The organism is Rubrivivax gelatinosus (genome assembly GCF_016583785.1).
In the GTDB taxonomy this organism is placed as follows: domain Bacteria; phylum Pseudomonadota; class Gammaproteobacteria; order Burkholderiales; family Burkholderiaceae_C; genus Rubrivivax; species Rubrivivax gelatinosus_B.
Map to the genome: position 1 here is coordinate 18,075 of NZ_NRRU01000032.1, position 23,589 is coordinate 41,663.

Annotated in this window: 25 protein-coding genes; 11 read left to right on the forward strand and 14 right to left on the reverse strand. The window is 69.5% G+C overall.

The features are described 5' to 3' along the window. Positions 1 to 32 precede the first annotated feature (32 nt). The 9 genes from CKO43_RS10280 to CKO43_RS10320 all read right to left on the reverse strand — a co-directional run bounded on the left by CKO43_RS10280 (position 33) and on the right by CKO43_RS10320 (position 10,453). Positions 33 to 872 (reverse strand): ABC transporter permease, encoded by an 840-nt coding sequence (locus tag CKO43_RS10280; protein ID WP_200378580.1) that lies wholly within the window; start codon positions 870 to 872, stop codon positions 33 to 35. Further along, entirely contained in the window at positions 869 to 1,789 is a 921-nt protein-coding gene (locus tag CKO43_RS10285; RefSeq protein ID WP_346014521.1) for an ABC transporter permease subunit, read from the reverse strand. Before CKO43_RS10285 ends, CKO43_RS10280 begins: the two co-directional genes overlap by 4 nt. An 8-nt stretch (positions 1,790 to 1,797) precedes the next feature. Next, a complete protein-coding gene (locus CKO43_RS10290) occupies positions 1,798 to 2,901 on the reverse strand; it encodes an ABC transporter ATP-binding protein (protein ID WP_200378581.1) in 1,104 nt (367 codons plus the stop codon). A gap of 153 nt (positions 2,902 to 3,054) precedes the next feature. Continuing rightward, entirely contained in the window at positions 3,055 to 4,155 is a 1,101-nt protein-coding gene (locus CKO43_RS10295) for a polyamine ABC transporter substrate-binding protein (RefSeq protein ID WP_200378582.1), read from the reverse strand. Positions 4,156 to 4,202: 47 nt separating this feature from the next. Then, complete coding sequence (locus CKO43_RS10300; RefSeq protein ID WP_200232326.1) at positions 4,203 to 5,591, reverse strand: aspartate aminotransferase family protein; 1,389 nt, start codon at positions 5,589 to 5,591, stop codon at positions 4,203 to 4,205. Between the two features lie 11 nt (positions 5,592 to 5,602). Then, positions 5,603 to 6,970 carry a glutamine synthetase family protein gene (locus tag CKO43_RS10305; protein ID WP_200232325.1) on the reverse strand — a complete coding sequence of 456 codons (1,368 nt, stop codon included), beginning with the start codon at positions 6,968 to 6,970 and terminating at the stop codon, positions 5,603 to 5,605. 62 nt (positions 6,971 to 7,032) lie between these two features. After that, positions 7,033 to 7,812, reverse strand: a complete 780-nt coding sequence (locus tag CKO43_RS10310; protein WP_200378583.1) for a gamma-glutamyl-gamma-aminobutyrate hydrolase family protein — start codon at positions 7,810 to 7,812, stop codon at positions 7,033 to 7,035. Between the two features lie 11 nt (positions 7,813 to 7,823). After that, the gene (locus CKO43_RS10315; protein WP_200378584.1) at positions 7,824 to 9,125 is read right to left on the reverse strand and encodes an NAD(P)/FAD-dependent oxidoreductase; all 1,302 of its coding nucleotides are present in this window, start codon (positions 9,123 to 9,125) and stop codon (positions 7,824 to 7,826) included. Between the two features lie 20 nt (positions 9,126 to 9,145). After that, positions 9,146 to 10,453 (reverse strand): aspartate aminotransferase family protein, encoded by a 1,308-nt coding sequence (locus CKO43_RS10320; RefSeq protein WP_200378585.1) that lies wholly within the window; start codon positions 10,451 to 10,453, stop codon positions 9,146 to 9,148. A gap of 178 nt (positions 10,454 to 10,631) precedes the next feature. Between CKO43_RS10320 and CKO43_RS10325 the strand changes: the two genes are divergently transcribed. Beyond that, on the forward strand, positions 10,632 to 11,123 hold the full coding sequence (locus CKO43_RS10325) for an Lrp/AsnC family transcriptional regulator (protein ID WP_200378586.1): 492 nt from the start codon (positions 10,632 to 10,634) through the stop codon (positions 11,121 to 11,123). Positions 11,124 to 11,177: 54 nt separating this feature from the next. Here the strand turns inward: CKO43_RS10325 and CKO43_RS10330 are convergent, their stop codons facing one another. Beyond that, positions 11,178 to 11,648: a hemerythrin domain-containing protein gene (locus tag CKO43_RS10330; RefSeq protein ID WP_242481120.1), complete on the reverse strand. Its 471-nt coding sequence runs from the start codon at positions 11,646 to 11,648 to the stop codon at positions 11,178 to 11,180. 154 nt (positions 11,649 to 11,802) lie between these two features. Next, positions 11,803 to 12,738 (reverse strand): agmatinase, encoded by a 936-nt coding sequence (locus tag CKO43_RS10335; RefSeq protein WP_200378587.1) that lies wholly within the window; start codon positions 12,736 to 12,738, stop codon positions 11,803 to 11,805. Positions 12,739 to 12,797: 59 nt separating this feature from the next. Between CKO43_RS10335 and CKO43_RS10340 the strand changes: the two genes are divergently transcribed. The 3 genes from CKO43_RS10340 to CKO43_RS10350 all read left to right on the forward strand — a co-directional run bounded on the left by CKO43_RS10340 (position 12,798) and on the right by CKO43_RS10350 (position 15,611). Continuing rightward, positions 12,798 to 12,995 (forward strand): hypothetical protein, encoded by a 198-nt coding sequence (locus CKO43_RS10340; RefSeq protein ID WP_200225588.1) that lies wholly within the window; start codon positions 12,798 to 12,800, stop codon positions 12,993 to 12,995. A gap of 214 nt (positions 12,996 to 13,209) precedes the next feature. Beyond that, entirely contained in the window at positions 13,210 to 14,505 is a 1,296-nt protein-coding gene (aceA, locus tag CKO43_RS10345; protein ID WP_200378588.1) for an isocitrate lyase, read from the forward strand. Between the two features lie 194 nt (positions 14,506 to 14,699). Further along, entirely contained in the window at positions 14,700 to 15,611 is a 912-nt protein-coding gene (locus CKO43_RS10350) for a lactate/malate family dehydrogenase (protein WP_200225594.1), read from the forward strand. Between the two features lie 10 nt (positions 15,612 to 15,621). On the opposite strand, the gene CKO43_RS10355 is transcribed toward CKO43_RS10350, so the two are convergent. Further along, the gene (locus tag CKO43_RS10355; RefSeq protein ID WP_200378589.1) at positions 15,622 to 16,770 is read right to left on the reverse strand and encodes an iron-containing alcohol dehydrogenase; all 1,149 of its coding nucleotides are present in this window, start codon (positions 16,768 to 16,770) and stop codon (positions 15,622 to 15,624) included. A gap of 51 nt (positions 16,771 to 16,821) precedes the next feature. Here CKO43_RS10355 and CKO43_RS10360 point away from each other — a divergent pair, with 51 nt between their 5' ends. Together CKO43_RS10360 and CKO43_RS10365 are read left to right on the forward strand one after the other, a co-directional pair. Further along, positions 16,822 to 17,733, forward strand: a complete 912-nt coding sequence (locus tag CKO43_RS10360) for an alpha/beta hydrolase (RefSeq protein ID WP_200378590.1) — start codon at positions 16,822 to 16,824, stop codon at positions 17,731 to 17,733. Beyond that, positions 17,730 to 18,191: a GNAT family N-acetyltransferase gene (locus CKO43_RS10365; RefSeq protein WP_200378591.1), complete on the forward strand. Its 462-nt coding sequence runs from the start codon at positions 17,730 to 17,732 to the stop codon at positions 18,189 to 18,191. The genes CKO43_RS10360 and CKO43_RS10365 overlap by 4 nt, the downstream gene beginning before the upstream one ends. 81 nt (positions 18,192 to 18,272) lie before the next feature. Here the strand turns inward: CKO43_RS10365 and CKO43_RS10370 are convergent, their stop codons facing one another. Both CKO43_RS10370 and ygfZ read right to left on the reverse strand, forming a co-directional pair. Then, positions 18,273 to 18,566, reverse strand: a complete 294-nt coding sequence (locus CKO43_RS10370) for a DUF4936 family protein (RefSeq protein ID WP_346728241.1) — start codon at positions 18,564 to 18,566, stop codon at positions 18,273 to 18,275. Positions 18,567 to 18,568: 2 nt separating this feature from the next. Beyond that, positions 18,569 to 19,513 carry a CAF17-like 4Fe-4S cluster assembly/insertion protein YgfZ gene (ygfZ, locus tag CKO43_RS10375; protein WP_200378592.1) on the reverse strand — a complete coding sequence of 315 codons (945 nt, stop codon included), beginning with the start codon at positions 19,511 to 19,513 and terminating at the stop codon, positions 18,569 to 18,571. Between the two features lie 23 nt (positions 19,514 to 19,536). Between ygfZ and mltG the strand changes: the two genes are divergently transcribed. Genes mltG through CKO43_RS10400 form a run of 5 tightly spaced genes read left to right on the forward strand, consistent with a single transcriptional unit; the run spans position 19,537 to position 23,428 of the window. Further along, positions 19,537 to 20,553, forward strand: a complete 1,017-nt coding sequence (gene mltG / locus CKO43_RS10380) for an endolytic transglycosylase MltG (protein WP_200378593.1) — start codon at positions 19,537 to 19,539, stop codon at positions 20,551 to 20,553. Then, positions 20,550 to 21,167, forward strand: a complete 618-nt coding sequence (gene tmk / locus CKO43_RS10385) for a dTMP kinase (protein WP_200225609.1) — start codon at positions 20,550 to 20,552, stop codon at positions 21,165 to 21,167. The genes mltG and tmk overlap by 4 nt, the downstream gene beginning before the upstream one ends. Further along, entirely contained in the window at positions 21,164 to 22,180 is a 1,017-nt protein-coding gene (locus tag CKO43_RS10390) for a DNA polymerase III subunit delta' (protein ID WP_346728242.1), read from the forward strand. Before tmk ends, CKO43_RS10390 begins: the two co-directional genes overlap by 4 nt. After that, positions 22,177 to 22,581, forward strand: a complete 405-nt coding sequence (locus CKO43_RS10395; RefSeq protein ID WP_242477746.1) for a PilZ domain-containing protein — start codon at positions 22,177 to 22,179, stop codon at positions 22,579 to 22,581. The genes CKO43_RS10390 and CKO43_RS10395 overlap by 4 nt, the downstream gene beginning before the upstream one ends. Before the next feature lie 43 nt (positions 22,582 to 22,624). Next, positions 22,625 to 23,428 carry a TatD family hydrolase gene (locus CKO43_RS10400; RefSeq protein WP_200378595.1) on the forward strand — a complete coding sequence of 268 codons (804 nt, stop codon included), beginning with the start codon at positions 22,625 to 22,627 and terminating at the stop codon, positions 23,426 to 23,428. Positions 23,429 to 23,589 lie beyond the last annotated feature (161 nt).

Below are 23,589 nucleotides of genomic sequence, written 5' to 3' on the forward strand. Positions count from 1 at the left end.
CCTCGTGGATCTGGGCGGTTGCGGGTCTTGTTCTAGGCGCGGGCCGCGGCGGCCAGGTCGGCCAGGCGCTGGCGTTCGCGGCGCGCGATCATGTAGCTGGCGACGATGACGCCGACGGAGACCACGGCCACCGTGATCGCTGCGACGGCGTTGACGCTCGGGTTCAGGCCCAGCCGGGCACGCGAGAAGATGACCAGCGGCATCGTCGTCGCACCTGGGCCGGACAGGAAGTTGGACAGCACGACGTCGTCCAGCGAGATCGTGAAGGTCAGCAGCCAGGCCGAGACCAGCGACTGCGCGATCATCGGCAGCGTCACCAGCCAGAAGACCTGCGCCGGGCGCGCGCCCAGGTCCATCGCCGCTTCTTCCAGCCGCGGGTTCAGGTCCTGCAGCCGCGACTGCACGACGACGGTGGCGTAGGCCATGCCCAGCAGCAGGTGGCCGATCCAGATCGTGCCCAGGCCGCGTTCGGGGAAACCGAGGGCGCGCTGCACGCTCACCAGCATCAGCAGCAGCGACAGGCCGACGACGACCTCGGGCATCACCAGCGGCGCGTTGACCATGCCGCTGAACAGTGTGCGGCCGGCGAAGCGTTTGTACTTGACGAGCACGAACGCGGCGATCGTGCCCAGCACCACCGAGCCGCAGGCCGTCAGGAAGGCGACCTGCAGGCTGAGCCAGAAGCCGGAGATGATCTCGCTGTCGTCGGCCAGCGAGCGATACCAGCGCAGCGTGAAGCCGCGCCAGACGTTGGGCAGCGGCGAGTCGTTGAACGAATAGACGACGAGCGCGACGATGGGCACGAACAGGAAGACGTAGCCCGCGGCCAGCCAGGCGCGCCCGAACCACATGTTGAAGCGCGAAGCCTTCATCGCACGGTCTCCTGCGCCTCGGCCTGGTATTTATTGAAGATCGCCAGCGGCACGATGATCAGCAGGATCATGATCACGGCCACGCTCGAGGCCATCGGCCAGTCGTTGTTCGAGAAGAACTCGTCCCAGATGACGCGGCCGATCATCAGCGTCTCGGGGCCGCCGAGCAGCTCGGGGATCACGTACTCGCCGACGCAGGGGATGAACACCAGCATGGCGCCGGCGATGATGCCGGCCTTGGACAGCGGCACCGTGATCTTCCAGAACGCGACCCAGGGCGAGGCGCCGAGGTCGGCCGCCGCCTCCAGCAGCCGCAGGTCCATTTTCGAGAGATTGGCGTACAGCGGCAGGATCATGAACGGCAGGTAGGTGTAGACCATGCCGAGGATCAGCGAGAACGGCGTGTTCATCAGCTTGCCCGGAGCCGGGATCAGCCCGAGCGCGGCCAGCAACTGGTCCAGCCCGACACCGACGATCAGATCGGCGACGACGCCGCCGTCGCTCAGCAAGCCCTTCCAGGCGTAGACGCGCAGCAGGAAGGAAGTCCAGAACGGCAGCATCACCAGCATCAGCAGCGCCGGCTGCACCGTGCTGCGGGCGCGTGCCATGAAGTAGGCGAAGGGGTAGCCGATGAACAGGCACAGTGCCGTCGTCAGCGCCGCGTAGTGCACGCTGCTGAGATAGGTCCTGAAGTAGAGGCTGTCCTCGGCGATGTAGAGGTAGTTGCCGAACTTGATCGTCAGCTGCAGGGCGCCGTCGGTGAAGGTGATCAGGTCCTTGAAGGCGACCGACTCCATCTCGCTGACGCTGATCTTGCCGACGATCAGGAACGGGAACAGGAAGAACAGCAGCAGGAACAGGTAGGGCACCGCGATGACGAGGTGCCGCCCGGAGAACCAGGACTTCAGTCGTTGCACGGCCGTGTTCACTGGGTGAGGACGACGTGGGCCGAACGCGACCAGTGCAGCCAGACCTCGTCGCCCCAGGTGTAGCTCTCGTCGCGGTGGCGCTGGGTGTTGGCCACGCTCACCTTGACCAGCGTGCCGCTGGGCAGCACGACGTGATAGACGGTGAACATGCCGAAGTAGGACAGCTCCTTGATCCTGCCCGGCGCGCAGTTGAACTCGTCCTCGGCCGGCTTGTGGTGCGAGATGTGGATCTTCTCGGGCCGCAGCGCCACCGTCACCGGCATGCCTTCGGTGCCGGTGATGCCGTGGCCGACGTAGTGCCGGCAGTCCTTGGAGCTGATGACGACGTGGTCGGGCTCGTCGACCGTCAGCGTGCCGTCCATCATGTTGACGTTGCCGATGAAGTCGGCGACGAAACGCGTCGCTGGCGTCTCGTAGATCTCGCTGGGCTGGCCGACCTGCAGGAAGCGGCCCTCGGACATCACGGCCAGGCGCGTGGCCATCGTCATCGCTTCTTCCTGGTCGTGGGTGACCATCACGCAGGTCACGCCGACCTGCTCGATGATGTTGACGAGCTCGATCTGGGTCTGCTCGCGCAGCTTCTTGTCGAGCGCGCCCAGCGGCTCGTCGAGCAGCAGCAGCTGCGGCTGCTTGGCCAGGCTGCGCGCCAGCGCGACCCGCTGCTGCTGGCCGCCCGAGAGCTGGTGCGGCTTGCGCTGGGCGTACTTGGTCAGCTGCACCAGCTTGAGCATGGCCTCGACGCGCGCGGCGATGCGGTCCTTGGGCTGGCCTTCGCGCTTCAGGCCGAAGGCGATGTTCTCCCACACCGTCAGGTGCGGGAAGAGCGCGTAGCTCTGGAACATCATGTTCATCGGCCGCTCGTACGGCGGCAGCGTCGCCAGGTCGACGCCGCCGAGCAGGATGCGTCCGGACGTCGGCGTCTCGAAGCCCGCCAGCATGCGCAGCAGCGTGCTCTTGCCGCAGCCCGAAGGCCCGAGCAGCGCGAAGATCTCGCCCTTGGCGATGTCCACGCTGGCACGGTTGACGGCACGGTGCCCGTCGAAGTCCTTGACGACGTCCTGGATCTGCAGGAACTGCTTTTCTTTGTCGGTGGCAACCATCTCAGCGGCGGGCCTGTGTCTATCTAATTGGAAAAAGACTGTCGAGAAACGCGTCTAGCTGCCGCCGCGGATCCGGCTTTGCCGGTCCGCTGGCGGCGCCCCCCTCGGGGGGGAGCGCCGCAGGCGCTACGGGGGGGCTTAGGTCCCGGGGGCTCAGATCCCGGTCTTGAAGGAGGTGAAGGTGCGGGTCATCAGCCGGCGCAGGTCGTTGTTCAGCGAATCGGGCGACACCATGCGGGCCATGTCGGCGGGGGACAGGAAAACGGTCGGATTGTTGGCGACCTCGGGCTTCACGAACTTGCGCGACTCGCCGTTCGGGTTGGCGTAGAACACCTTGTTCGTCAGCGACGCGTGCACCTCGGGGCGCAGGACGTAGTTGATGAACTTGTGCGCGTTGCCCGGGCGCGGTGCATCGGCGGGGATCACCATCACGTCGAAGAACAGCACGCCGCCGGTCTTGGGGATCAGCGCCTGGATGTTCTGGCCGGTCTTGCCGTCGATCGCACGCTGGCGCGCGATGTTGATGTCACCCGACCAGCCTAGCGCCAGGCAGATCGAGCCGTTGGCCATGTCGTTGATGTAGCCCGACGAGCTGAACAGCGTGATGTGCGGGCGCACCGCCTTCAGCACCTGGGCTGCCGCGGCATAGTCGCTGGGAACCTTGCTGTAGGCAGGTTTGCCCAGGTAGTGCAGCGCGGCGGGCAGCACCTCGGAAGCCGAGTCCAGGAAGCTGACGCCGCAGCTCTTCAACTTGGAGATGTACTCGGGCTTGAACACCAGGTCCCAGGCGTTGTCGGGCATCGGTGTCGAGCCGAGCGCGGCCTTGACCTTGTCGACGTTGATGCCGACCGTGGTGTAGCCCCAGAGCCAGTCGACCATGTACTCGTTGCCCGGGTCCAGCTTGGCCAGCGCCGCCTGCACCGCCGGGTCGAGGTTCTTGTAGTTCGGGATCTGCGATTTGTCGATCTTGCGCAGCAGGCCGCCGTCGGCCTGCAGCTTGGCCCAGTTCGATGACGGCACGACGATGTCGTAACCCGTCTTGCCCGCCACCAGCTTGGCGTGAACGATCTCGTTGTTGTCGAAGTTGTCGTAGCGGACCTTGATCCCCGTTTCCTTCTCGAAGTTCTTGATCGTGTCCTCGGCGATGTAGTCCGACCAGTTGTAGATGTTCAGGACTTTTTCTTCTTCCTGGGCGAACACGGTCGAGCAGGCCAGGACGAGGCCAGCCATCGCCAGGACGGACTTCAAGTTCATGAGGAAACCTCCGAAGGATGGGGGGGAATCGTGAACAGCGCGGGAGTCTAAGACAGCCAACCGCCCGCCTTGGCATCGGCAAGCGTGAGATCCAGGCATCGACGGATGAGACCCACCATCTCGTCGATCTGCGGCCGTGTGATCACGAGCGGGGGCGCGATGATCATCCGGTCACCGACCGCCCGCATGATCAGGCCCTCGCGGAAGCAGTGGCCGCGGCAGACCATGCCGATCTCCACGGACTCGGGGAAGGGGGTGCCCGTCGCCTTGTCCTGGGCCAGCAGGATCGCACCCATCAGGCCGCAGCTTTCCGCGTCGGCAACCAGCGGGTGGTCGCGCAGCGTCGCGAACTGGCTCGCAAGATACGGGCCGACGTCGTCGCGCACGTGCTCGACGAGTTTCAGCTCCCGCATCAGCTTGATGTTGGCCAGCGCCACTGCGCAGGCCACCGGGTGGCCGCTGTAGGTGTAGCCGTGGGCGAACTCGCCGCCCTTGTCGATCAGCACCCGGGCGATGCGCTCGCCGACCATCACGCCGCCCAGCGGGATGTAGCCGCTGGTCACGCCCTTGGCGAAGGTCATCAGGTCGGGCCGGGTGCCCATGGTCTCGCAGCCGAACCAGTTGCCGGTGCGGCCGAAACCGCAGATGACCTCGTCGCTGACGAGCAGGATCCCGTATTTGTCGCAGATGCGCTGGACTTCGGGCCAGTAGGTCGCCGGCGGGATGATGACGCCACCGGCGCCCTGGATCGGCTCGCCGATGAAGGCCGCGACCCGTTCAGGCCCCAGCTCCAGGATCTTGTCTTCGAGCCAGCGGGCGGCGACCAGGCCGAACTCGTCGCGCGACATGCTCTTGCCGTGTTCGTGCCAGTAGGGCTGGCCGATGTGCACGATGCCGGGGATCGGCAGCCCGCCCTGGGCATGCATGCCGCTCATGCCGCCGAGCGAGGCGCCGGCCATCGTCGAGCCGTGATAGGCGTTGTCGCGGCTGATGATGACCTGGCGCTCGGGCTGGCCGAGCAGGTCCCAGTAGCGGCGCACCATGCGCACGACGGTGTCGTTGCCCTCGCTGCCCGAGCCGCTGAAGAACACGTGCTGGAACTGCGGCGGCGACACCTCGGCCAGCAGCTCGGCGAGTTCGATCGCCGGCGGCGTCGCGGTCTGGAAGAAGGCGTTGTAGAAGGGCAGCTGCTTCAATTGCGCGGTCGCCGCATCGATCAGCGCCTGCTGGCCGTAGCCGACGTTGACGCACCACAGGCCGCTCATCGCGTCGAGGATCTTGTGGCCCTCGCTGTCCCAGAGGTAGATGTTGTCGGCGCGCTCGATGACGCGCGAGCCCTTGCGCGCCAGCGCCTGGAAGTCGGTGAAGGGGTGCAGGAAGTGGGCCGCGTCGGCGGCCTGCCATTCCTGGGTCGTGCGGTGCGTGGACGTGGACATGGAGGCTTTCTTCAGACGTGGAGCAGCAGGTGTTCACGCTCCCAGGGCGAGATCACCTTCATGAATTCGGCGTGTTCGATCTCCTTCACCTCGGTGTAGACGGTGATGAAGTCCTCGCCCAGCACGCGGGCGAGCTCGCGCTCGTCGCGCAGCAGCGTCAGCGCCTCGCCCAGGCTGCGGGGCAGGGCGTATTCGCCCAGGTAGGCGTCGCCCTTGCACTCGGCCGAGGGCTCGATGCGGTGCTGGATGCCGAGGTAGCCGCAGGCCAGCGTCGCGGCCAGCGCGACGTAGGGGTTGGCGTCGGCGCCGATGACGCGGTTCTCGATGCGGCGTGCGTTGGGCGACGCCACCGGGCTGCGGATGCCGACGGTGCGGTTGTCGGTGCCCCACTGGATGTTGATCGGCGCCGCGGTGAAACGCGCCAGCCGGCGGTAGCTGTTGACGTAGGGCGCGAACAGCGCCATCGCCGCCGGGATGTATTTCTGCAGCCCGCCGATGTACCAGAAGAACTCCTTGGTCGGCGTGCCGTCGGGGTTGCTGAAGATGTTCTGGCCGTCGGACTTGCGCACCACGCTCTGGTGCACGTGCATCGCGCTGCCGGGCTCGCCGGCGATCGGCTTGGCCATGAAGGTGGCGAACATGTCGTGGCGCAGCGCCGCCTCGCGCACCGTGCGCTTGAAGAGGAACACCTCGTCGGCCAGCCCCAGCGGGTGGGCGTGGAAGAAGTTGATCTCCATCTGCCCGGCGCCGATCTCGTGGATCAGCGTGTCCACGTTCAGCTGCATCTTCTCGCAGTAGTCGTAGACGTCCTCGAACAGCGGGTCGAACTCGTTGACGGCGTCGATCGAATACGCCTGGCGCGAGGTCTCGCTGCGGCCGCTGCGGCCCACCGGCGGCTTCAGCGGCACGTCGGGGTCGGTGTTGCGCGCGACGAGGTAGAACTCGAGCTCCGGCGCGACCACCGGCTCCAGGCCGAGTTCGTCGTACAGGCCGCAGACGCGGCGCAGCACCGAACGCGGCGCGAACGCGACCAGCTTGCCGTCACGGTCGTAGCAGTCGTGGATGACCTGCGCCGTCGGGTCGGTCGCCCAGGGCACGATGCGCACCGTCGTCGGGTCCGGCTGCAGGTGCATGTCGCGGTCGGTCGGCGTGATGACGTCGTAGTACGGCCCCTCCTCGGGGAACTCGCCGGTCACGCCCATCGCGACGATGGCTTCCGGCAGCCGCATGCCGCGGTCCTCGGTGAATTTCTGCCGCGGCAGGATCTTGCCGCGGGCCACGCCGGTGAGGTCGGGCACGAGGCACTCGATCTCGGTGACGCGGTTCTTGTTGAGCCACTGCTCCAGTTCGCTGAAGGTCGTCGGTTCTTTGTCGGCCATGGGGCACCTGTCTTCGCTGTCGGCGCACCGCGATCAAGGGGCGGCGCACGAAACCCTGTCGTTCAAGCGGCAGGGACACGAGGCAAGGGCCCGCGCACCCGGTCGCGGTAGGCGCGCACGGCGACGCCGAACGCGTTGAAGAGCTGGACGGAGACGGGGTTGTCGGCGGCACGCCACTCGGGGTGCCACTGGACGCAGAGATTGAAGCCCGGCGCATCGGGCCGGCTGAAAGCTTCGACCAGGCCGTCGGGCGCGACGGCCTCGATGCACAGGCCGGGGGCGAGGTCCCGCACGCCCTGACCGTGCACCGAGTTGACCTCGAAGTGCTGGCGGCCGGTGATTGCCGCCAGCAGGCCGCCGGCGGCGACGTCGACCCGGTGCGCCAGGTCGTACTGCACCGCGGCCGGTTGGCCGGCGGGTGCACGGTGGTCCTGGCGGCCAGCGGCTTCGTGCACCGCCTGATAGAGCGTGCCGCCGAGCGCGACGTTGGCTTCCTGGGCGCCGCGGCAGATGCCGAACAGCGGTACGCCACGTTCGAGCGCACGCCGGATCAGCGGCAGCGTCCAGGCGTCGCGCTCCGGGTCCAGCGGCAGCGACGGGTCTAGCACCGCTTCGCCAAAGTGCGAGGGGTGGACATTGGACTGCGAGCCGGTCAGCAGCACGCCGTCGGCCGTGTCCAGCAGCGCATCGACCTCGTCGGCCCCGAAGGGCGGTGCGATCAGCGGCAGCGCGCCGGCCAGGCGCACGGCGTCGACGTACTTGCGCCCGGCGACGTGGAACGGATGTTCGCCTGACGGTCGATTGCAGCTGGTGACGAGGACGATGGGCGGGCGTTGGGTCATGAAGAACGGGGTCAGCCGAGGATGTCTCGCAGCCTATACCAGGCCATGCCGAGTACCAATGCGGGCGTACGCAGCATGCGCCCACCGGGGAAGGGGCGATGGCGCAGGCGCGCGAAGACGTCGAAGCGGGAGGCGTCGCCGGCCATCGCCTCGGCGACCAGGCGGCCGGCCATGCCGGTCAGCGCCAGACCGTGGCCGGAGAAGCCCTGCAGGTAGTAGACGTTGGGCGCGGCGGGCAGGCGGCCGAAGTCGGGCGCGCGGTTCATCGAGATGTCGACGAAGCCACCCCAGGCGTAGTCGACCTGGGCCGAGGCCAGCTGCGGGAAGCTCAGCAGCATGCGCTGGCGCATGCTTTCGGCGAGGTTGGCCGGGGTCACCGTGCTGTAGCTGACACGGCCGCCGTAGAGCATGCGGTTGTCGTCGGTGGTGCGGAAGTAGTCGAGCACGAAGTTGGTGTCGCAGACCGCCGATCGCGACGGGATCAGGCGGTCTGCCAGCGCGTCGTCGAGCACGCTGCTGCACGCAATGTACGTGCCGACGGGCATGATGCGCGGCTCCAGCGCCGGCGCCAGTCCCGAGAGGTAGACGTTGCCGGCGAGCAGCACCTGGCGCGCCCGCAGCTCGCCGCCGGCGGTGCGCAGCAGCACCGTCTCGCCCGGCGTCATCGAGGTGACGGCGCTGTGTTCGTGCAGGCGCACGCCGGCCTCGGCCGCCGCACGTGCGATGCCGAGCGAGTACTTCAGCGGGTGCAGGTGGCCCGAGCGCGGATCGTGGATGCCGCTGTGAAACCGCGGGCTGTCGATCCAGGCGCGCAGGTCGGCCGGCGCGACCCGGGTCAGCGGGTAGCCGTAGACCGATTCGATGCGGTCGGCCCAGGCGGCGAGTTCGGCGCCCTTGCGTGCATTCGTCGCCAATCCCAGGAAACCGTCGCGCCAGTCGCAGGCGATGCCGTGGCGGGCGATGCGTTCGCGGATCAGGTCCAGCGCCTCGATCGTCATCGCCCAGACGCGCCGGGCTTCGTCCAGCCCGAGCTGGGCTTCGATCGTGCCCTGGTCGCAGGCCAGGCCGTGGATCGCCTGGCCGCCGTTGCGGCCGCTGCCGCCCCAGGCGAGCTGCTGCGACTCGAGCAGCACGACGTCGAAGCCGCGCTGGCGCAGTTCGAGCGCCGCCGACAGCCCGGCCAGGCCGCCGCCGACGACGGCGACGTCGCAGCTCGTGCTGCCCGAAAGCGGCGCGTGGCCGGGGCCGCGCACCGCGGTCGCGGCGTAGTACGAGTCGCGGGCCAGGTCCTGGTCGGTGTCGAGCAAGGGCATCGCGGCGTGCTCCGGGACGCTCAGGCCACGCGTCGCAGCGCCGTGCGGATCGCCTCGACGATGCGGTCGATCTGCTCGGATTCGATGATCAGCGGCGGCGACAGCGCGATGACGTCGCCGGTGGTGCGCACCAGCACGCCCTGCTCGTAGCAGTCGAGGAAGGCGTCGAAGGCGCGCTTGCCGGGCTCGCCCGGGCGTGCGGCGAGTTCGATGCCGCCGACGAAGCCGACGTTGCGCACGTCGATCACGTGCGGCTCGCCCTTGAGCGAATGCACGGCCGCGGCGAAATGGCCGCCGAGCTCGGTGGCACGCGTCAGCAGGCCTTCGTCGGCATAGGTGTCCAGCGTCGCCAGGCCGGCGGCGCAGGCCAGCGGGTGGCCCGAGTAGGTGTAGCCGTGGGCGAACTCGATCAGGTGCTCGGGCCCGTTCATGAAGGTGTCGTGGATCGTGTCCTTCACGAGCACGGCGCCCATCGGCACGCTGCCGTTGGTGATGCCCTTGGCCAGCGTCATCAGGTCGGGCGTGACGCCGAAGGTCTGGGCCGCGAAGGGCTGGCCGGTGCGGCCGAAACCGGTGATGACCTCGTCGAAGATCAGCAGGATGCCGTGGCGGTCGCAGATCTCGCGCAGGCGCTGCAGGTAGCCCTTGGGCGGCAGCAGCACGCCGGTGGACCCGGCCACCGGCTCGACGATGATCGCGGCGATCGTCGAGGCGTCATGCAGCGTGACCAGGCGCTCCAGGTCGTCGGCGAGTTCGGCGCCGTGTTCGGGCTGGCCGACGCTGAAGGCGTTGCGCGCCGGGTCGTGGGTGTGGCGGATGTGGTCGACGCCGCCCAGCAGCGTGCCGAAGTACTTGCGGTTGCCGACGATGCCGCCGACCGAGATGCCGCCGAAGTTGACGCCGTGGTAACCGCGTTCGCGGCCCAGCAGCCGGGTACGCGTGCCTTCGCCGCGCGCGCGGTGGTAGGCCAGGGCGATCTTCAGCGCGGTCTCGACCGACTCCGACCCCGAGTTCGTGAAGAACACGTGGCCCAGCCCGGCCGGAGCCAGCTTGGCGAGACGGTCGGCGAGCTCGAAGGCCTTGGGGTGCGCCATCTGGAACGGCGGCGCGTAATCGAGCTCGGCGGCCTGGGCCTGGATCGCCTGCACGATCTTCGGCCGCGCGTGGCCGGCGTTGACGCACCACAGCCCGGCGACGCCGTCGAGGATCTGGCGCCCGTGATCGTCCCAGTAATACATGCCTTGCGACCGGGTCAGCAGGCGTGGCGCCTTCTTGAACTGACGGTTGGCGGTGAACGGCATCCAGTAGGCGGAGAGATCCTGTGTCATGGCGGTAATCCCGGGTGGCGCCAACGGTCCGGCGCCTGGTGTTTCGACGTGAGTTGAGGGGCGCGCTGGCCCGCTGGCAGTCTAGCCACGAGCGCTAGCAATGTGCGTGCTCGCTGGACCGGGGTTGGCCCGTGTTTACGCACTATGATGCGAACAAGGAACACCGGAGCACAACTTCATGCGAAATGCTGAAGCATCGCCGCAATGGCCTGCCAAACTCGACGCTGTCGACCGCGCCATACTGCAGGAACTTCAACACGACGGCCGGCTCTCGAACGTCGACCTGGCGCAGCGCATCCACCTGTCGCCTTCGGCCTGCCTGCGGCGCGTGAAGGCGCTCGAAGAACTGGGTGTGATCGACCGCTACGTCGCGCTGCTCAACCCGCGGGCGGTGGGCCGCCACGGCGCCAGCTACACCATCGTCAACCTCGAGAGCACCCAGCCGGCCAAGCTCGAGGCCTTCGAGCAGGCAGTGAAGAACACGCCCGAGATCCTGGACTGCTTCTACGTCGCCGGTGCCAACGACTACCTGCTGCGTTTTGCCTACCGCGACGCCGAGGACCTGGAGCGTTTCCACGCCGAGGTGCTGCCGCGCCTGCCCGGCGTGCTGCGCTCGAACTCGATGCTGGTGCTGCGCACGGTGAAGAAGACGACCTCGCTGGCGCTGTAGAAAGACGACGGGCGCCCCGCAGGGCGCCCGTCGGGCGAGGGTGCCGGCGGCCGTTCAGCCGCGGGACTTCGCCCCTTCCTCCAGCGACGCGTGGTGACGGCGGGCGGCGGGGTAGACCAGCGACTCCTCCAGCCCGATGTGTTCGTAATAGAGCGCGGTGAAGACCGGCAGCGCGTGGCGCAGCATCACCAGGTCGTACCAGTTGTAGCCCTCGGCGATCGCTTCGATCTGCGGCGCCAGTTCGAGCCAGTCTTCCTCGAGCCAGCCGTGGTCCTGCTGCAGGCGCTTGATGCTCTGCACGAGCTCGGCGTCGCCCTTGGCCAGCAGCTGCGGGAAGACGAAACGTTCTTCGTCGCTGTGATGCTGGCGGGCGTGGCCGCTGAAGAACTGGTGGATTTCCGCGGCGCTGGCGCGCGCGACTTCATCGGCACCGTTTTCGTCGATGTGCGCCAGCAGGCGGTCGAACTGCCCGAGCACCTCGATGACGCGGGCGTGGGTGCGATCCAGCGCCTCAAACGGGGGCATCGGCGGCGCGGGCACGCGCGCGGGGCGGGCCTTGGTTCCAGAGCTTGCAACCATCGCGACTCCTTCAGGGGTTTCCCCCATTGTTCGATCGAGTGACCTGTCTGACTTGCGCGGGATCAAGCAATTTTCGCCGCCCACGATTGTCGTCGGGAACTCAGCGCGCTGCGCGCGCCAGACAGCCTGAAAGATAACTCCAGACGAAAGTAGCGGCCGCCGACGAGGCCAGCTCGGCGTGATCGTAAGGCGGCGCGACCTCGACGCAGTCCATGCCGACGAAGGGCAGGCCTGCCCATTCTTCGAGCATCGTCAGCACCTGGTTGGTGCTGAGGCCGCCCGGTTCCGGGGTTCCGGTGCCGGGGGCGAAAGCGGGGTCCAGGCAGTCGATGTCCAGCGACAGGTAGACCGGCGGCATGCCGTGCGCCGCCAGGCGCTCGCGCACCGCCGCCAGAACAGGCGCGAGCTGCGCAGGACTCTCCAGGCCGCGCAGCTCGCGGGCGCTGAACAGCAGGCCGCCACGATCGGGCACGTAGTCGCGGGCTTCGCGCACCGCGGCCGAACGGATGCCGACCTGGACGAAACACGCGGGTTCGACCAGCCCTTCGGCAAACGCTTCGTGCACCCAGGTGCCGTGGCCGCTGGGCTCGCCGAAGTGGTCCTGCCAGGTGTCGCAATGGGCGTCGAAATGGATCACCGCCAGCGGCCGGCCGAGCCATGCGCGGTACTCGCGCAGCAGCGGCAGCGTCATCGAGTGGTCGCCGCCCAGCCAGGCCATGTGGTGCTGGCGGATCAGCTGCGCGGCCGCCGGCTGCAGCGCGGCGCGCATGCCGTCGATCGAGGTGTTGGGCAGCGGCAGGTCGCCGGCGTCGGCCAGCGCGCCGATCGGCGAGACGTCGAACAGCGGATGGGTCGCGTCGCACAGCATGTGGCTGGCGCTGCGGATCGCGCGTGGCCCGAAGCGTGCACCCGGGCGATTGGTCGTGGCGCCGTCCCAGGCGACCCCGGCGACGCAGTAAGGCGCCGCCGGCAGGGCGTCGCGCGCCGGCACCTTCAGGAAGGTGGCGAGATCGCAGAGGAAGGCGAAGTGGCTCATCGGGTGGCAGCGGGTGTCCGGGCGGACGAGGCGAGGGTGATCATAAGGAGCGGCAGGCCATGAAACCGGTGCGCATCCTGCAGCACCTGTCCAGCGCGATGGGCCGCCCTATCTGGCGCGGTGGCTGCGCGAGCGCGGCGTCGTCTGACGGCGCGGCGATGCACCGCGAGGCTGCGCCCCGCCTGCCGCGGCAACAGGCCTTGGCCGAGCATCTGTACCAGCGCTGGCTGCTGCACGGCCACCATCTTGCGATGTAGAAGCTCGCTTTCACATCGTGGCAAATTGTCGCGCTGCAGCGCAGCAAAATTCGTCATATGGAAGATCTGCGTTCCGTATCGCAAGAAACGGCCCGTAAGCTGTTGTTTTTATTGAGTCGAATCTTTTGTCTTATATAAGACAGATGTCTTGGCAGCGAGGCCCGGCGACGCTACGCTTGCGCCATCGTTTCTCCCTTGGACCAGGAGTCTTCCGATGACGCAACCGACCCGCGAACAACAAGCCGCCGCCCTCGAAAAAGACTGGGCGGAGAACCCGCGCTGGAAAGGCATCAAGCGCGGCTACACCGCCGCCGACGTCGTGCGCCTGCGCGGCTCGCTGCCGATCGAGCACACGCTCGCCAAGCGCGGCGCCGAGAAGCTGTGGACGCTGATCAACAACGAGCCCTTCATCAACGCGCTCGGCGCGCTCACCGGCAACCAGGCGATGCAGCAGGTCAAGGCCGGCCTGAAGGCGATCTACCTGTCGGGCTGGCAGGTCGCCGGTGACGCCAACAGCAACGGCGAGATGTATCCCGACCAGTCGCTGTACTCGGTGGACTCGGTGCCCAAGGTCGTCAAGCGCATCAACTCGACCTTCCAGCGTGCCGACCAGATCCAGTGGAGCGAAGGCAAGAACGACATCGACTTCTTCGCCCCGATCGTGGCTGACGCCGAAGCCGGCTTCGGTGGCGTGCTCAACGCCTTCGAACTGATGAAGGCGATGATCGACGCCGGCGCCGCCGGCGTGCACTTCGAGGACCAGCTTGCCGCCGTCAAGAAGTGCGGCCACATGGGGGGCAAGGTGCTGGTGCCGACGCGTGAAGCGATCAGCAAGCTCGTCGCCGCGCGCCTGGCCGCCGACGTCATGGGCACGCCGACCGTGCTGCTGGCGCGCACCGACGCCGAAGCCGCCGACCTCGTCACCGCCGACGTCGACGAGAACGACCAGCCCTTCCTGACCGGCGAGCGCACCGTCGAAGGTTTCTTCCGCACCAAGAACGGCCTGGAGCAGTCGATCAGCCGCGGCCTGGCCTACGCGCCCTACGCCGACCTGATCTGGTGCGAGACCGGCAAGCCCGACCTGGCCTTCGCCAAGGCCTTCGCCGACGCGATCCACGCCAAGTTCCCGGGCAAGCTGCTGGCCTACAACTGCTCGCCTTCGTTCAACTGGAAGAAGAACCTCGACGACGCGACGATCGCCAAGTTCCAGCGTGAACTCGGCGCGATGGGCTACAAGTTCCAGTTCATCACGCTGGCCGGCTTCCACAGCCTGAACTACGGCATGTTCGACCTGGCTTACGGCTACGCCCGCGACAACATGACGGCCTTCGTCGAGCTGCAGCAGAAGGAGTTCGCCGCCGCCGAGCGTGGTTTCACCGCGGTCAAGCACCAGCGCGAGGTCGGCACCGGCTACTTCGACGCCGTCACGACGACGATCGAGAAGCAGGCATCGACCGCCGCGCTCAAGGGTTCGACGGAAGACGAACAGTTCCTCGACGGCGCGCACTGACGCGCCGCGGCCGGGGCCCGCGAGCCCCGGCCCTCCAGGACAGAGACCGGTTCCGAGAGGAAGCCAAGAGGAGACAAGGCGGACGGCGCTGCCCGGCAAGGGCAGCGCCGTTTTGCCGTCTGCGTCGCCCAGCCGTACGGGTTCTCGCCCCGGTCACCGCGGCGGCGTAGCATGGTCCGGCTGGAGGGTTTTCCATGAGAGTCGGAATCATCGGTGTCGGCCATGTCGGCGCCAGCGTCGCGGTCTCGGTGCTGCAGGCCGGAGCAGCGCGTGAACTGCTGCTGCACGACCGCGACGGCGCGCGCGCCGAAGGCGAGGCGATGGACCTGGCGCAGGGCGCGCCGTACTACCCTCGCGCCAAGGTGCGCGCCGTCGGCCTGGAAGAGGCATCGCGCTGCGACCTGGTCGTCTTCGCCGCTGGCCGCAACGGCCGCCCCGGCGAGTCGCGGTTGCAACTGCTGGCCGACAACTTCCGCGTCGCCAGCGAAGTCGGCCGCCTGGTCGGCAAACACGCCGGCATCGTCGTCGCGGTGTCGAACCCGGTGGACGTGCTGACGCGTGTGCTGCAGCAGTCCTCGGGCCTGCCGCCCGAGCGTGTCATCGGCACCGGCACCATGCTCGACACCGCGCGGCTGCGCCAGGCGCTGGCCGTGCGGCTGGCGGTCGATTCGCGCTCGGTGCATGCCCAGGTGCTGGGTGAACACGGCGACTCCGAGATCGTGCAATGGTCCGGCGCCCAGGTCGGTGGCCGTCCGCTGCGTGACTGGCCGGGCTGGACGCGCGAGGACGAGCAGCGCCTGGGCCACGAGGTCAAACGCGCGGCCTACGAGATCATCCAGAGGAAGGGCGTGACCAACCACGCCATCGGCTTCGTCACCGCCGACCTGGTGCGCGCCATCCTGCGCGACGAACACCGGGTGCTGACGGTCACCCGTTGCCAGACGGGTGGCGAGCTGGACGGCCTGGCGCTGTCGCTGCCGGCGATCGTTGGCCGCAACGGTGCGACCAAAGTGATCCCGCCGGCGCTGGACGACGAGGAAGCCGCCGCCTTGCAGAACTCGGCGCAGGTGCTGCGAGAAGCCTGGGCGCAGCTGGTGCCGGGCTGAAGCCGAGGCCTCAGAGCGAGGCTTCGAGCATCGCGCGGTAGTCGTCGGCGCTGGCCTGCCGCGGGTTGGTCTTGTGGCAGTGGTCGGCCAACGCGCCGGCGATGACCTTGTCGAAGCGGTCGCGGCTTACACCCATCGCCGCCAGCCCGGACGGCAGGCCCAGGCGTGCATTCAGGGCCTGGATCGCGTCGGCGACTTCGAGGCCTTCGTCGTCGCAGCCGGGCAGGCCCATCGCCTGCGCCAGGCGCTGCAGCCGGCGCTCGCGGCGCACGCTGTCGGCGGCGGCGTTGAAGCGGATGACAGCCGGCAGAAAGACCGCGTTCAGGCTGCCGTGGTGCAGCCGCGGGTCGGCGCCGCCGAGCGCGTGGCTCAGCGAATGCACGCAGCCCAGGCCTTTCTGAAACGCAAGCGCACCCTGCATGCTCGCGCTCATCATGTTCCAGCGCGCTTCGCGGTCGCTGCCGTCGCGGGTCGCGCGTTCGATGTGCGCCCAGCCGCGCGCCAGGCCGTCGAGCGCGATGCCGTCGGCCGGCGGGTTGAGTGCCGGCGCCAGGAAGGTCTCGATGCAGTGCGCGATCGCGTCCATGCCGGTGGCCGCGGTCAGCCGCGGCGGCAGCGCCAGCGTCAGCTCCGGGTCGAGCAGGGCGGCCTTGGGTACCAGGTGCCAGCTGTGGAAACCGAGCTTGCGGCCGTCGTCGACGATGACGATCGCGCCGCGTGCGACCTCGCTGCCGGTGCCGGCGGTCGTCGGCACCGCGATCAGCGGGGCGACGCGCTCGCTGATCAGGCCGCTGCCGCCTTCTATCGTTGCGTAACGCGCCAGCGGGCCGTCGTGGGTCGCGGCGATCGCGACGCCCTTGGCGAGGTCGATGCTGGAGCCGCCGCCGACGGCGACCAGCCCGTCGCAGCCGCTTTCGCGCCAGACCGCGACCGCGGCGCGCACCGCGGCTTCGGTCGGGTTGGACGGCGTGCCGTCAAAGACCGCATGCGGCAGGTCGGCGAGTGCGTCCAGCGCCGGCTGCAGCACGCCGGCAGCGCGCACGCCGGCGTCGGTGACGACGAGCGGGCGGCGCATGCCGATGCGTTCGCATTCGGCGCGAAGCAGGCGCACCGCGCCGAAGTCGAGGTCGATCTGGGTGACGTAGAGCATGCGGGCCATGCAGCCAGTATCCTCGCGTCCACCTTGGGAACGCATCTGCTGAAACCCGCAATGGCGGGCCTGCTCGAACGCATCCAGCGTGCCGAACGCAAGCCCTTCCATGCACTGACACCGCCGGCCGCACGCGCCGCCTACGAATCCGCCGCCGAGGTGCTGGACCTGCCGCGTGCGCCGCTGGCCCGGGTCGAGGACTTCAGGATCCCCGCCGCAGACGGGTCGCCGCTCGCGGCGCGGCTCTACGCGCCCTCGCACGAACACCTGCCGCTGCTGCTGTACCTGCACGGCGGCGGCTTCGTCATCGGCAGCCTGGAAACGCACGACAGCCTGTGCCGCCAGCTCGCGCGGCGCAGCGGCGGCGCCGTCGTCGCGCTCGACTACCGGCTCGCGCCCGAGCACCGGTTCCCGGCCGCGGTCGACGACGCCTGGGCGGCGCTGGCCTGGCTGGCGGCGAACGCCGGCACGCTAGGCCTGGACGGCTCGCGCCTGGCCGTCGGCGGCGACAGTGCCGGCGGCACGCTGGCAGCGGTGGCCGCCATCCACGCACGCGACATCGGCCTGCCGCTGGCGTTGCAGTTGCTGATCACGCCGGGCACCGCGGCGCACGCCGATACCGCCTCGCACAAGCTGTTCGCCAACGGCTTCCTGATCGACGCGGCGACCATCGCCTGGTTCTTCGAGCACTACATCGACCACCACCACCGCCGCGACTGGCGCTTCGCGCCGCTGGAGGCCGAGGACCTGGAGGGTGTCGCACCCGCCTGCCTGCTGCTGGCCGAGTGCGACCCGCTGGTCGACGAAGGCATCGCCTACGCCGACCGGCTGCGCCTGGCGCGCGTGCCGGTGGCGCTGGAGATCGCGCGCGGCATGACGCACGACTTCATCAAGATGGGGCGCGCGCTGCCGGATGCGCAGGCCGCCCTGGACGCGGCCGCCGCCGCGCTGAAACAAGCCTGGAAACCATGAACCCGAACACCACCCCGGCGCAGCCGGACTTCGAGCTGCGTGTCGGCAGCTGGGCCGAACTCGGAACCGAGGCGCAGACCATCCGCCACGCCGTTTTCGTGCAGGAGCAGGGCATCCCGGCCGAACTCGAATGGGACGCGGCCGACGCCGGTGCCGTGCACGCTCTGGCGCTGCAGCACGGGCGGCCGGTCGCCACCGGGCGCTGGCTCGATGCGCCCGAAGCCGGCGTCGCGCGCATCGGCCGCATGGCGGTGCTGGCGCCGCTGCGTGGCCAGGGTGCCGGGCGCGCCGTGCTCGACGCGCTGGTCGAAGCGGCACGCGCGGCGGGCAAGGCCGAGATCCTGCTGCACGCGCAGGCGAGCGCGGTGGGTTTTTATCTGCGCGCCGGTTTCGCGCCTGCCGGAGAGCCGTTCGACGAAGCCGGCATCGCGCACCAGGAGATGCGGCGCCGGCTCTGAGTCGGGCCGGGATACGACCTCAAGCGCGATGGCCGAGGCTGGGCCCGGGCCGGGTGCGATTGCCCCTCGCCCGGGGCTGAATCAGCCCAGCGGCAGAAAACGTTCGACGTGGCGCGGGCCGGCGATCCAGGGCTGCAGCGCCGCGGCGAGCCGGGCTTCGACGGCATCGGCCGCAGCTTCGTCGGCCAGGCCGGCGTGCACTTCCATCAGCGTCGCCAGGCCGTCCCGCGCCTCGGGACGGCGCAAGAGCTCGAAGGAGGCGCCGGCGTATTCGGTGCGCAACTGCCGGAACAGCGCCAGCACGGCCGCGCTGCATCCGCCCACCTGGTCCTCGGCAACGCGGTAATAGACGTAGCGCCGCACCGGCTGCGGCACCGTCAGGCTTCGGCGGCGGGAAAGGCGTAGGGCAGGGCGGCCGGCGTCAGCCTCGGCCCGTCGGCAGCGCCCAGGTGCAGGGCGACGCCGTCGGCCAGCGACGCGATCTTGGTTTCGGCGAAAACCGACCAGCCCGAGCCGTCAGGCGCCGGTGCTGCGGCGACGACCAGGCCGGCGGGCTGGCCCGGGTCGTCGGCGGCGAACAGTTCCTGGCCCGGCGCGGCCGGTGCGTCGCTGTCGAACAGGAAGGCGCGGCGCTTGAGCGTGCCGCGGTACTGGCTGCGCGCGACGATCTCCTGCCCGGGGTAGCAGCCCTTCTGGAAGTTGACGCCGCCGACGACCTCCAGATTGACCATCTGCGGCACGAACTGCTCGGCCGTCGCCGCGACGATGCGCGGCAGCGCGCTCTGCACCTCGAGCCAGGCCCAGGCCTCGGGCGCCAGCGGCGGCAGCGCCGGCGCACCGGCACCGGCCCAGAGCAGCCGGGGCAATCCGGCTGCGTCGGGCAGACGCAGCAGCTCGGCGCCGTCGGCGACGACGCTGCGCTGCCAGGGCGTGGCCGGCGCAGCGTCACCCAGCGCCGCCAGTGCCGCGTCGCCGGCCAGGCCGGTCAGCGGCCATTCGGCGCTGGCGTCCTCGAGCTGGCACTGGGCGCGCAGCACGAACATCTTCAGGCGCTTGAGCACGGCCGGCAGCAGGTCGGCGCTGCAGGCGAGCAGGATCTCGGCCGGGCCGCGGCGCCAGACGACGAAACTCGCCAGCAGCCGCCCCTTGGCCGAGCAGTAGCCGGCCAGGCGCGCGTGGCCGGCGTCCAGGCGCACGATCTCTTGCGTCAGTTGGCCGTGCAGGAAGCTGGCGGCGTCGTTGCCGGTGGCGCGGATCACGCCCCAGTCGGCCAGTCGCACGGCCCCCTGGAGATTTGACATGGCGGCGAGGGAAGGCTTCATGCAGGCCATTATCATCGCCGCCCATGTCTCGAAGGGGGTCCGGCTCCGGCCGTTGGCAGGCTGCTGTCCTGTCCTTGCTTTTGTTGCCGGTCATCGGCGTCGGCATCGCGCTGTGGTGGCTCGGGCGCCCGCTCGAACTCGCCGCGCCGACGGTCGAGGTCTCGATCGAAGCCGGCACCACACCACGCCAGATCGCCGATGCCTGGGTGCGCGCCGGGGTCAATACCTCGCCGCGTCTGCTCTACGAGTGGTTCCGCTGGTCGGGCGAAGCGCGCCGCATCCGCGCCGGCAGCTACGCGGTGCTGCCGGGCGCGACACCGCGCACGCTGCTGTCCAAGATGGTCGAGGGCGACGAACAGCTAGAGACCGTGCGCCTGATCGAAGGCCGCAGCTGGCGCGAGTTCCGCGCTGAGCTGGCACGCGCGCCGCGCCTCAAGCCGACGACCGCGGCGATGAGCGACGCCGAGCTGATGACCGCCATCGGCGCGCCCGGCATCAACCCGGAAGGGCGCTTCTTCCCCGACACCTACGCCTACAGCGTCGGCGTCAGCGACCTGCTGGTGCTCAAGCGCGCCTACACCAAGATGCAGCAGGAGCTCGCCGCCGCCTGGGCGGCGCGTGCGCCCGGCGGCGTGCTGAAGACGCCCGAGCAGGCGTTGACGCTGGCCTCCATCGTCGAGAAGGAGACCGGCCGCGAAGCCGACCGCGCGCTCGTCGCCGGCGTGTTCTCCAACCGCCTGCGCGTCGGCATGCCGCTGCAGACCGACCCTTCGGTCATCTACGGCCTGGGCGCACGCTTCGACGGCAACCTGCGCCGCGTGCACCTGGAAAGCGACGGGCCCTACAACACCTACACCCGCCCCGGGCTGCCGCCGACGCCGATCGCGATGCCCGGGCGCGCCTCGCTGCTGGCCGCGGTGAAGCCGGCGCCGACCCAGGCGCTGTACTTCGTCGCCCGCGGCGACGGCAGCAGCCAGTTCAGCAGCACGCTGGCCGACCATAATCGTGCGGTGAACCAGTACCAGCGCGGCCGGCCGTGAAGCCGGGACGTTTCCTCAGCTTCGAAGGCATAGACGGAGCCGGCAAGAGCTCTCACATCGAGTGGCTGGCCGGCTGGCTGCGCGAGCGCGGGCGCGAGGTGCTGGTCACGCGCGAACCCGGCGGCACCGAACTCGCCGAACGCCTGCGCGAACTGGTGCTGCACCAGCCGATGGACGCGCTGACCGAGGCGCTGCTGGTCTTCGCCGCGCGCCGCGACCACCTCGCCACGCAGATCGAGCCGGCGCTGGCGCGGGGTTCTGTCGTGCTCTGCGACCGCTTCACCGACGCCACCTTCGCCTACCAGGGCGCCGGCCGCGGCTTCGACCTGGGCGTGCTGGCGACGCTCGAGACCTGGGTGCAGCAGGGCCGCCAGCCCGACCTGACGCTGTGGTTCGACCTGGCACCGGCCACCGCCGCCGCGCGCCGCGCCGCGGTGCGCGCCCCCGACCGTTTCGAGAGCCAGGACCAGGCCTTCTTCGAACGTGTGCGCGCCGGTTACGCGCGCCGCGCCGCGGACGACCCGGCGCGCTTCGCCATCGTCGACGCCTCGGCGACACCCGAAGCGGTGCGCCGGCAGATCGAAACCACGCTGGACGCGCGCGGCCCGTGGTGAACCTCGCCATCGACGATCAGGGCCGGCCGCCGCTGCCCTGGCTGGAGCAGCCGCTGGCCGAGACGCTGGCACGCCAGCGCGGCCATGCGCTGCTGCTGCACGGTGCCGCTGGCATCGGCACGCTCGCCTTCGGTGTCGCGCTGGCGCAGAGCTGGCTGTGCGAAGGCCACGACGGCGCGCCGCGCCCGGCCTGCGGCCGCTGCCAGAGCTGCCACCTGGTGCAGACCCGGCTGCACCCCGACCTGCTGCTGCTGATGCCCGAGGCCGCGCGCCAGGCCCATGCCTGGCCGCTGGCCGGCGACAAGCCCGAGGACGAAGGCAAGAAGAAACCCAGCCGCCAGATCCGCATCGACGAGATCCGCCAGGCGATCGACTGGGTCGCGCGCACGTCCTCGCGCGGCCGTGGCAAGGTCGTCGTGCTGCATCCGGCCGAGGCCATCAACCTGCAGGCCGCGAACGCCTTGCTGAAGACGCTGGAGGAGCCGCCGCCCGGCACCCGGCTGCTGCTGGCGGCCGGCGACCCGCAGCACCTGCTGCCGACGGTGCGCAGCCGCTGCCACCGGGTGGCACTCGCCGCGCCGACGCTGGAAGACGCGCGCGACTGGCTGGCCGGGCAGGGCGTGGCCGAGCCCGAGGTGCTGCTGGCCGCCGCGGCCGGCCGTCCGCTGGACGCGCTGGCGCTGGCGGCCGACGGCGTCGCCGCATCCGCCTGGCGCGCCTTGCCGGCCGCGGTGGCGCGTGGCCAGGCGCAGGCCCTGGCCGGCTGGAGCGTGCCGCGTGCGGTTGACGCGCTGCAGAAGCTCTGCCACGACGCCACCGCCGTCAGCGCCGGCGGCGCGCCGCGCTACTTCCCGGCCGGCAGCGTGCCGCGCGGGCGCAGCGCCCAGGCCCTGCTGGGCTGGCACGAGGCCTTGCAGCGCATCGCCCGCCACGACGAACACCCCTGGCACGAAGCGCTGTTGATCGAAGCCCTCGTCGCCCAGGGAAGCGGCGCGCTTACACTGCGCCCATGACAGATCGGGTGCCGTCGCGACACGGCGCACTCGGTCCGGCCACCACCACGGCCGGGCTGCAGAGCCGCCCCAGCGTGATCCAGCTCGTGTTCCGCGAGAAGGGTGCGCTGTACGCCGCCTACATCCCCTTCCTCAGCGAAGGCGGGCTGTTCGTGCCGACGACGCGCGACTACCGGCTCGGCGACGACATCTACCTGCTGCTGTCGCTGCCAGATGACCCGCAGCGTTATCCGGTGGCCGGCAAGGTGGCCTGGATCACGCCGGCCAACGCCTCGGGCGGCCGCACGCAGGGTGTCGGCGTGCGTTTCCCGCAGGACGAGAAGACGCGTGCGCTGCGGCTGAAGATCGAAGAGGTGCTGGGCACCGCGATCTCGTCGTCCAAGCCGACGCAGACGATCTGATCGTCCGCTTTCCCTCAGCCGGGACCGCCCGGCATCCGCCAGCATGTTCGTCGATTCCCACTGCCACCTCTCGTATCCCGGGCTGCATGAGCGCCTGGACTCCATCCGCGCCGAGATGGCCGCAAACCGGGTCGACGCCGCGCTGTGCATCTGCACCACGCTCGAGGAGTTCGACACCGTGCACGCGCTGGCGGCAGCGCACGACAACTTTTGGTGCAGCGTCGGCGTGCATCCCGACACCGAAGGGCTGGCCGAACCTGATCTGCAGACGCTGCTGGCGCTGGCGCGGCGCGAGCGCGTCGTCGCGATCGGCGAGACCGGGCTGGACTACTACCGCCTGAACGGCCGCAGCGTCGCCGACATGGAATGGCAGCGCGAACGTTTCCGGGTGCACATCCGTGCCGCGCGCGAGACCGGGCTGCCGCTGGTGATCCACACACGCTCGGCCAGCGAGGACACGCTGGCGGTGCTGGCGGAGGAGGGCGCGGGCCAGGTGCGCGGCGTCTTCCATTGCTTCACCGAAACGCGCGCGGTCGCACGCGCGGCGCTGGATCTGGGGTTTCACATCTCGTTCTCGGGCATCCTCACTTTCCGCAATGCCGAGGAACTGCGCGAGGTGGCGCACGAAGTGCCGCTGGAGCGCTGCCTGATCGAGACCGACAGCCCCTACCTGGCGCCGGCGCCGCATCGGGGCAAGACCAATACGCCGGCCTGGGTGCCGCTGGTCGCGGCCAGGCTCGCCGAGTTGAAGGGGCTGCCGCTGGAGACGGTGGCGGCCGCGACGACGCGCAACTTCGAGCAGCTGTTCGGGGTGCGCGTGGCGGCAGACGCACACCCGTCGGCCTAGTCCGGCAGGCCCAAGCAAAGCTCGAATCTGCTTGAGCTTTGCGCTTCAGCGTACTGATTCGTATAGATTTCAATCCGCGAACCCAATCATGAAGCAATTCCTCAGGTTTCTGCTCCAAGTTGTTTTCGTGATTGCAGTTTTGCCTGCGCAAGCCGGTTCCT